Source organism: Endozoicomonas sp. (assembly GCF_051008435.1).
Taxonomy (GTDB): domain Bacteria; phylum Pseudomonadota; class Gammaproteobacteria; order Pseudomonadales; family Endozoicomonadaceae; genus Endozoicomonas_A.
On sequence record NZ_JBPCXO010000050.1, the window covers coordinates 1 to 9,261 of the forward strand.

Here is a 9,261-nt window from a genome sequence, read left to right on the forward strand (position 1 = left end):
CCTGATTTGGCCATTTTTTATGATTCTTTTCGTTGAATAGCTCGCTATTCGCCTCAAATAATCATAAAAACTGTCTCAAACCGGACTTTTCCTCGCTACGGTCGGCTAAGTCCGACAGACTCCTGGGAGCCTGTCTATTCTCGGTCAGTCTCCCAGGTCAAGGAACAATGCTCACAGCAAGTCTTAGACGTTATTAGCAGGAGATCTTGGTTGAAATCATTTGATCTGGTGATTGCCGGTGGAGGCATGGTAGGGGCGTCGCTGGCGTTGTCTCTGTCAAAAGCAGACCTGAAAATAGCGCTGGTCGATCAACAGTCGCTGACGGCTGGGGCCTTTGCTCCCGATAGCCTTTATGCTCCCCGGGTCAGTGCTTTGACAGAAGCTTCTTCCAGATTGTTCCAGCGACTGGGAGCATGGGAGCTTATGACATCACAACGTGTTATGCCCTATCAGCACATGTTTGTCTGGGACAGTGAGGGCACGGGAGAAATTGGGTTTGATGCCAGGTCAGCGGGCTTTAAAACGCTTGGAAACATTGTTGAGAACGATGTGATCCGTAATGCGCTGCTGCAGAAACTGTCTGAAACCGATATTGAATGCTTCCCCGGTCAATCAACGATTGACTATCAGTTGGGTGAACCTCATCAGATTCAGTTGGATAATGAAAAGATAGAGGCTCGTCTGCTAGTGGCTACTGATGGGGCTGAGTCACGTCTGCGGAAGCTGTCCAATATACCATCCAGCCAAAAGGATTATCTGCACCATGCGGTGGTCACCACGGTTGAAACGCAGCGGTATCATCAGGATACCGCCTGGCAGGTTTTTCTGGATACAGGCCCTCTGGCGTTTTTACCTATGCCCAGCAGGGGAGGTAAACACTACTGCTCAATCGTTTGGTCATTAGTACCCGATCGAGCGGATGACATTCTGTCACTGGATGATGAGGCCTTCTGTCAGGCTATTGAGTCGGCTTTTGAGTCCAGACTGGGTCAGGTTATTTCAGCTGATCCTCGTTTTCGTTTTCCTTTGAAACAGCGCCATGCCAGGCAGTATCATCGAAACCGTATCGTGCTGGCAGGAGATGCGGCGCACACCATTCATCCTTTGGCCGGCCAGGGGGTCAACCTCGGACTTCAGGATGTTGAGGTTCTCTCTGAGGAAATAATCCGGGCGCTCGATCGAGGCGATGACTTTTCTGCCAGTCATATCCTGAATCGATATCAGCGCAGAAGAATGGGCAGTAACTTGCTGATGATGAAATCCATGGAAGGCCTGCAGAATCTTTTTGCTTCCGATGATATTGGCATTCGCTGGCTGAGAAACACCGGGTTGAAGTGGACGAACAGTCTACCTCTTGCCAAAGATATGCTGATTAAACACGCTATGGGTATGTAGTCGCTCCAGCTGTTGCTTGATCGGCTGTTACTAAAACTAAGCTTATTTTCAGAACGAGTATCACTTTTTCTTCCTATGCTTTGTTGTTTGATTTTTTTATCAATACATCAGGAATAAAGCATGAGAAAGTGGCTTCTGGTTTGCGGCATACTCTGTTTTTCTATGACGGCTCAAGCTCTGCCAGAGCCTGATGATTATGTGGTCACGCTGGTCCGACATGGTGACCGCAGTCCGAGATACCCATTGAATCCTGAGTTGTGGCCTATGGGTCCCGGTGAGATGACCCGTACTGGTTTCAAGCAATGTTATGAAGCCGGAAAGCATTTCAGGCACACTCAGCTCCCTGCAGACTTTCCGACCCATTGGAACCCGGCGCTGAGTTATCATCAGGCCCGGGGGTTGGACAGAACCATTCAATGCGCTACTACAATGCTTCAGGCTATTTATTCTGACTCTGTGGAAGCCGATTCAGACGATAAAATAGTCACGGTACCTCCCGTCTATGCCCCCCCTCAGCAAGATGACCCTATTCTGGGGATACCTCATTCCTGCACAGGGTACAGAGCTCTGATCAGCGACATGGAAAAGAGTCCTGACTGGAAAAGGAAGGTCGATGAACTGGAGCCTGAAAAGATTAAATTCTGGGCAAAGATGTCCGGACAAAAGCCTACGTTACATGGTATGTTCCGTTTTGCCGACACATTAAACGCTAGAAAACTGCATAAAATTCCTTTGCCAGAGTTTCTGTCGCCTGGGGATGAGCAGCAGTTACTGGATCTGATGCACTGGTTTCTTGCCCAAATGAGCAAAGACCGACGCATGGTTCAGCTGGCTACCCAGCATCTCCTGGCAGCGATTAATCGGCGCTATCAACAGCATCAAACCTGCCTGGAGAGCAGCCGGACATCCTGTGAGTACTTCTATCTGATATCTGCCAGCGATAATAATATTCTTGCTCTACTCAGTGCTGTGGGGAGTCCCAGAGAGACCAATGTCCCTTATGCCAGTATGCTGACCTTGCGCTTTTCTGCCTCAAAAAGAACGATTCAGGCCTCATTCAATGACCAGCCCCTGACATTGCCGTGTGGCTCCTCCTGTTCTCTTGAACAATGGAACCAACTGGTAGCTTCTGTACAGCCCTTCAACTGGTCTGAATTGTGCCAGCTTCAAGAACCTGAAGCGCATTCAACGCTCCCTGATATATCCACAGGGACTAAAAAAGAAAAATAACGAATTTTCTGAACTATATTTAACCCGCTCCGTCCAATGACATTAATAAAGCAGAAACCTGCAATGCCTTATGGGTGTGTCAGATCTGTAAACATTGGTTTATTTGGCTTCCGGACAAGTGTCGGGAGCAGGAAGTGCCACCATCGTTAATGAAATGAATCGGGGCATTTTCACTATGTTAGCCATGAGTGAATGGAACTCCTGACAGTAAACCGTTCTTTCAAGGTGAAAATTAGAAGTATCCCTCGGGAAGGAGAAATGAATGCGTAGGTCTGTGCTCGCAGGTGCTGTACCTGTTGTTGTATTACTGGCGTTGCTTCAGGGTTGCAGTAAGCCTCAGGATTGTCCAAAAGTGGCTCCTGCTGCAGAGGATTCTGCTCGTCCGGTTGCTGAAGAAGAAAGCTATGATTGCACCTCTGTTGATGCCTCCGATGCACCTAAACAGGTTTGGTGTGAAGCCCGTGGCTCATTTGACCAGAGCTCTGTGGCTGATGATGTTGCCAATTTTGACGCTTATCTGAAAGGTTATCGTCAGGGTATTAACGATGCTCGCAGGGCTGAAACCAGCCAGGTAGCTCGTGAGGTTCTTGAGGGGCAGACTGAAAAGCCCAATGAAGCGGGTTATCGTGCAGGGTATCAGAGAGTCGTTGAGGAGCTGGGTTTCCTTGAATACAACTGCAGCGACAGCGAAAAGGCCAGTGAGTACAAAGATCGCTGGTGTGAGGCCGACGATGCTTACCGTATTGCCGGTGTGGGCAGCAGTGACAATCCCTTCCTCAGAGGTCGTTTCATCGATGGTTACATGGCTGGTGGCCGTGTCGCTTTGACTGTACCTACTTCCATGGAAGCTTTCTTCAGTGGTGAAAACCCGGAAGGTAAGCAACCTGCTATCTACAAGCGTGAAGGTGATGATGTTAAACCTACTGAGCAGGCTTTTTATAGTGGCTTTGATGAAGGTTACAAAGCGATGATTGCCAGCATCAGGGAGTCCATCAACCAGGTGATGCAGCAGATGCAGGTACCTAATAACATGCAGATGCCAGAAGGCCTGATGCCACCTCAACCAGGTCAGTAAGCCTTAATTGACATCAGAAGTAATAAAGAGCCCGGTTGTTCAGCGCGACCGGGCTTTTTTATTGTTTGAGTTATACCAGGCTGGATGAAGGACGTCTGATAGCTCTTTCAAATGCCTGCCACTGTTCGGGAGTCATGAGGTGTGTTAGTTCCTGCAGCAGCTGAGCAAGCGAACCGGCTGTTATGGCATTTTGAATATAAATGTGGGGTAACTGACTTCGGGCAAAGCGCGACAATCGGTTTTCCAGTGCAGCAATAAAGGGTTGAAGATGTTGATCCAGCTGCTTTTGCGCATTCTCATCATAAATCATTGAGCTGATTACCTGAGCCAGATCCTGAAGGTAAGGGTCTGGGGTAGCGGCTAAGAGCATGGATGAAGAGGGGGAGGTCACATCTGGAGAAAGAGTGGACCGAGAAGCTCTGACTAACTGCTCCAGTTGTTGAGCCAAATCCGCAAGTTGCTCGGAAGTCAGCATAACTTGAATAGTCAGTGCCATGGCTGCACTGACTCCTCCTCTGGATGTCCTCCGCACAGGTGTAAAGTATTGCTCCAGCACCCAGTTTAGTAATGCCTCGGCATTAGCGGGTTGAGTGGGTATTTGTCGGAACTCAATGAAATCATGGGCTTGTGTCTGGTCTTTGAAGCTTTGATGCTGAGCTTGATGCAGTTGATAGATCAGTTCTTCCACCCTTTCAACGGTTGTAAAAAATTGCCCCAGTACTTGAGCTATAGACTGTCTATGCTCTTTTCGATTGTGATTCTTAAACCATGAAAGCGCTTTTCCTAATCGGGTTCTTGTTTGCGATGCTTCAACTTGTGCAGTTTTATGCTGAACCCAGAGCATATTATTAATTCGAGTCTGAAAATCGACTGTTAAAAGTCTCGTCATACCTCGATTGGCTGCAGATCCCTGTTGCTCATATCGCTCCAGCTTTAAAGTTAACGATTGACCGGATTGAAGCTTTTTCATGGCACGAGCCCTTGAAACAGGCCTGCTGACAACAGGAGTACTCTCTGGTTGAATCAAGCTGTGATGACTGCCCTGATAACTCCAGGGATCTGGGGTTCTATGCCGGTAGTTACGACGTGAAGGTGGTTGATGAATGCCTACCATGGATTGGTGGTAATCAGGAGGTCTATTGACTGTTCTCCTCTGCCGGTGGTCTCTTCTCATGGTCTGGCTTCGTTCCGGCAGGGGAGCATCATCATCGGTAAAGCCGCTGAAATCAGGCACTCTTCCTCTTTCAAGACTTCGGGTTGGTGGCGGTAAAGAAGCACCCCGAGTATTCCAGCTTTGTCCGTAAAGTCTGAGAAAGTATTGCTCAAAGCTGTTCAGGTTTTGTGTCTGAATGCTACTCAGTACAGTCTGTAAATGCTGGTGAATGGGAGAGTTAGAGATTGAGCCTTGATACTCATTGCCCCGGGCTGTAGCCATCGCCTGCAGTCCCCTTATTCTTTGCAGGATTGAGAGTTGTTGCTGGGAGAGCTGGGTCGGATCCAGTGATAGTTTATAGTTGGCCAAACTTAGTTTTGGCATTTGCAGCTCATGCTTCAAGTGAGTGATTAATACTTCTCCTGCGTCGCATTGTCTGAGGTGAACCAAAGCCTGAATCAGATTGATTAGTTGCTGAGCCATGAATAAAGGAGAGCCGGATTGAGACGACAATCTTTGCAATATTCTGCAAAGGGTAGCCTGCACTTGTTGCCCGTGTTGATAAGATACTGAGACTATGCTCATCGAAGACTGGCTAGCCAGGGAGAACTGGCTCTCGTACCCACTCAAACCCTCCGTAAAACTATCCTGCGATGGAGAAAAAGTTTGGGAGGCCGTCATCGTCCTGGGAGGTTTTGGCAGCAGCCTGAGATAGAGGCTGAGTTGCTCGGCTGGATAACTATTGTCCAATAACAGCTCTATTATTCGTTCCTGGTGTTCGGTTTCCTGCAGGGCGCTGTTGAGCTGTATATCCTGTTGGGTATTATCAAAAGCCAGTACATAGTTATGAATAATCCTGAGATCCAATAGACTCGGGCCAAAAATTAATTGTTTCAGATAATTGAGAATTGCCTGTATTGCTCTTTCAGACTTCAGATTATTGAGAACTTGTTTCAGATGTCTGATGTCCCAGGTCATTTTTCTCAGTCTTTCCCTCAGAGAATTGGCTAGGGAAGGCTCAACTGTTGGAAGAGGTTCACCTGATTGACTGTCTAGCACTGGCGGCAGATTGTCTACAGTCAGAAGTCTGGGAGTATCCTCCAGTACGGGAACGGCAGGCGGTGTTTCTGCAGCAACCACTTCTGGTTTGTCAGAGGTTTCTACCAGTGGGGTCGCAGCACTTTCTGGTGGTTTTGGCTCAGGGGCTATTTCATTTATTACCTCTTCCACTACTTTAGGGTCTTCATGGGTAATGAAATGGGCTAGAGCCACAGCTAGAGGTTCTGTCAAACTGACCTCAATATCTTCAGGCCTAATGGTACTGAACACTTTGCTCAAGTCATTGTAGCTAGGTGTTGTCGGTAGATTCTTAAAGGGCGGGCAGAGTCTGAAAGCGGTAACAACCAGCTCTTCCGCCTTTTTTTCAGCTGCTTTTACTGAGTCATCATCTCCTGATTTTTGTTTTTCAACCTCTCGAGCCCACCTGCTTGCAATGGGGGAAATCAGGCTTAGCCTGTACGCAGGAGCCGTTTTGATGACTTGCATCAGTCGCATCAGGTAGGATTTTTGAGTGTCTGTTAAAACGGGTATGGAAGCTTCAGGCGTTAGAATCATTAAATTTACATACGGCGCTGGTTTTTTATCTTCTTGCTTCGGTTCATCTTGTTTGGCAGGAGGCTCTTTAGCCGCTGGGTCGGTGATTGTGGATGAGGCATAAAACGCTGCAAAGGCATTGACTGGGGTTGTGGTGGTTGGGTTTGTAGTAGCTGGGCCAGGCTCATCTTCTGTCTTTGGGTCAGGTTTTGGCTTTTCTTTCACCACATCCTCTTTTTTCCCTTCGGATTTATTCTGGGAAAAAGTCTGCATTGTCCCAACTTCTTCGGTGGTCAGCAGGCTGACAAAGATTTCAAGAGAATGTGTCCGGCTTCGGCTGGCATAGAAGGTAGCTTTCGAGCCTGAAGGTGCATTGGTCCAAAATCCTGTCAGAGAGTTGGCTGAACTGATCTTAAGATTCATCAATGATTGTAATTGTTGCAAACATTGCGTAGCAGTAGTCGGAAAGTTCTCGTCCAGCCAGGTCAGAACGGCTTCATAGTCGTCCATGCTGTGGACCCAGGTCAGCAGGTGATCCACCAGAGCATTGGCCTCAGAAGATAATTGAACCTGAGGCAGTGTTGCCATGCCCGGATGGGGAGGGTATCGTGGTCGTCGTTTGCTGGATTGCCACCCCCATCTCAGTCTGAATGATGGCCGTCGTCTAGTCGTCGGTTCATGAGTGGTCGCTCTTGGCTGTGGGAGAGGCTTATACTCAGGGAGGTGTGACAAGTGCACTTCTCCAAGGAGGGAGCCATCGTCCATGATCCAGGTAATACCGGGTAAGTGATGATTCAGGTAGGCCATGAACTGGAGCGTCTGCTCCTGACTGATACCTTCTATAGCCGCTTCCAGTAAATTCCTTAAAGATGAGCCAGGCTGGATTGGACGTTTATAATTCTTTTCTTCTTTCTTGTATGCAAAGGCATCAATTTGAACAAGCCCCCCTTGAGTCGGAAACTTCCTTGAATTGCTTTTGACCAGTGCTTTCAGTTGGCTACTGAAATTACCCTGATTCCCGAGTTTGTGATGATCAAGCCAGGCAAGAATGACCTGCATCTGGCTGTGGAAAGAAGTACTGCTGAGCATAAAAATAAAAAGACTGCCAGCAAGGTCAACTTGAATAGTGAATGGTACTGTATCTGTGGAAGAATCCTGCTGAGATGGGTCGTCCGAATGCTTATCAGGCTTATCCCCTCCGGGAGGTGGCGGAGGAGGGTTAGGAGGGCGCTCAGCATTGTCTGTCGATTCAGCCGGTTGCTCTTCAGAAGGTTGCTCTTCAGAAGGTTGCTCTTCAGAAGGTTTACCAGGTGGTGTTTCTTTGCTTTCGGGAACCTGACGGATATTACCCGTCAGGTTCAGTGCCAGAAAATCCTGAAAGGGGTCTTCATCGGGAAAGGGCAGGTCACAGATATGATTTCCTATAAAAAGCAGATTCTGCAAGCGGATGGATAATGTCTGACTGGTGAACAAACGCTGACAGAGGGGATAATCATCCGCTAAAGGCATTAACTCCATATCAATTAATAGATGGTGTAATTCAGAATTTCTGGCAAAGTCGATCAAAACATCGCCTTCAAAGGCTTCTGCGACTTTTAAAACGGGCACTCTTTTCAAATTTTCAGGAGGTATGATCGATTGCCAGCTCTGTACCCTGAGCCGATAGTAAGAAAAAGAACTTTGTCCGTTCATGCCAAGGCGTAAAACCGGCGTTATTCTGAAAGATGCCGGCTGTCGTGCAGATAGAACGGGGTCGGGTTGAACAACAGAGTGCCATTCGGATTGTGTGGACAGGGTTTCATTGGTTTTAATATTTCTGAGCCGATAATACTCAGAGGTTTGCTTACTTCTCAGATTGATTCTTAGAACCGGTGTTGCATGGAATGTTGATAATTCGGAGCTTCCATCTTCCGAGTCAATAGGGGGATCAGGGTCTACCTCACCGGGATTTGAGCCGTCGTCATCATCGTCATCATTAGCAGCCGTGATGGCTGAAGTCAGTATGTCCCCTTCTTGAAAAGGTAAGGTTTTATAGACCCAGTGCACGCCTGGTGATAAACGATATTCACAGGGTTCTTCTTCCATGGACATCATTTTCTCCAGATCATGACCCGGCTGTACTATGAGTGAACATTTTGGTTTCACGGAATACAGAATCGATGTGCCTGCACTGGCAATAGAAGGAGTGCCATCTGGGGGAGGAAAAAAAGGCTCAGCATTTTCAATCTTTGAAAATGAATTTATAAAATATTTAGAGAGCCAGTAAAGAGGGTATCCCCCCAACTCTGGCACCATTTGCTCCAGAAAATGCTCAATACCTTCAGGCATAAAGTGGCTCAGCCCATTGAAAGTTTGCCAGGCTGTTTTTTGTTGATCCCAATAGTTTTTTTTACTGTCTGAGTTCAGAAAACAAAGAGGAGCTTTTTCTAACTCTGAAAAATCAGTTTTTCCTATTAGCCAATCATCAAAGGCCAGAAGCATGGGGGAAAAAGTGCTGACTATCAGTGTGGGGTAGAGAATACAGTGTCGAATAGAGGATTTTCTTGATCCAGTCTTCATTATTATCAGCAAGCAGTAGCAACTTTGATATGAATAAGTAAGAGTGTAGTCGATCTGCATTTAACGAGTTTGCGGAATTCTCCATCCATAGCGGCATTGCGTAGCTTTGTCGTTTGGATGGAGATGGATAGCAAACAGCCCGTAGAGGGCTGTCACTTCTCCGGCCTTTCTTGATTCTGAATATACTCCTTCAGTACCTCCAAAGGCGCACCACCGGCAGTTATCAGGCAGTAGGCTCTTGTCCATAGAACCGGCT

General features: G+C 47.5%; 5 protein-coding genes. 3 read left to right on the forward strand and 2 right to left on the reverse strand.

The genetic code is table 11. From position 1 onward, the window contains the following. Window positions 1–210 precede the first annotated feature (210 nt). From ACR2PX_RS02180 to ACR2PX_RS02190, 3 genes are all read left to right on the forward strand, one after another. Window positions 211–1,395, forward strand: coding sequence for an FAD-dependent monooxygenase (locus ACR2PX_RS02180; RefSeq protein WP_433997720.1), 1,185 nt, complete (start codon window positions 211–213; stop codon window positions 1,393–1,395). Window positions 1,396–1,515: 120 nt separating this feature from the next. Continuing rightward, on the forward strand, window positions 1,516–2,625 hold the full coding sequence (locus tag ACR2PX_RS02185; protein WP_433997721.1) for a hypothetical protein: 1,110 nt from the start codon (window positions 1,516–1,518) through the stop codon (window positions 2,623–2,625). A gap of 262 nt (window positions 2,626–2,887) precedes the next feature. After that, entirely contained in the window at window positions 2,888–3,700 is an 813-nt protein-coding gene (locus tag ACR2PX_RS02190) for a hypothetical protein (protein ID WP_433997722.1), read from the forward strand. A 70-nt stretch (window positions 3,701–3,770) separates the two neighbouring features. On the opposite strand, the gene ACR2PX_RS02195 is transcribed toward ACR2PX_RS02190, so the two are convergent. Next, window positions 3,771–9,005 carry a hypothetical protein gene (locus ACR2PX_RS02195; protein ID WP_433997723.1) on the reverse strand — a complete coding sequence of 1,745 codons (5,235 nt, stop codon included), beginning with the start codon at window positions 9,003–9,005 and terminating at the stop codon, window positions 3,771–3,773. Window positions 9,006–9,157: 152 nt separating this feature from the next. Beyond that, on the reverse strand, window positions 9,158–9,261 hold a 104-nt coding region (locus ACR2PX_RS02200), incomplete at its 5' end, for a transposase (protein WP_433997724.1).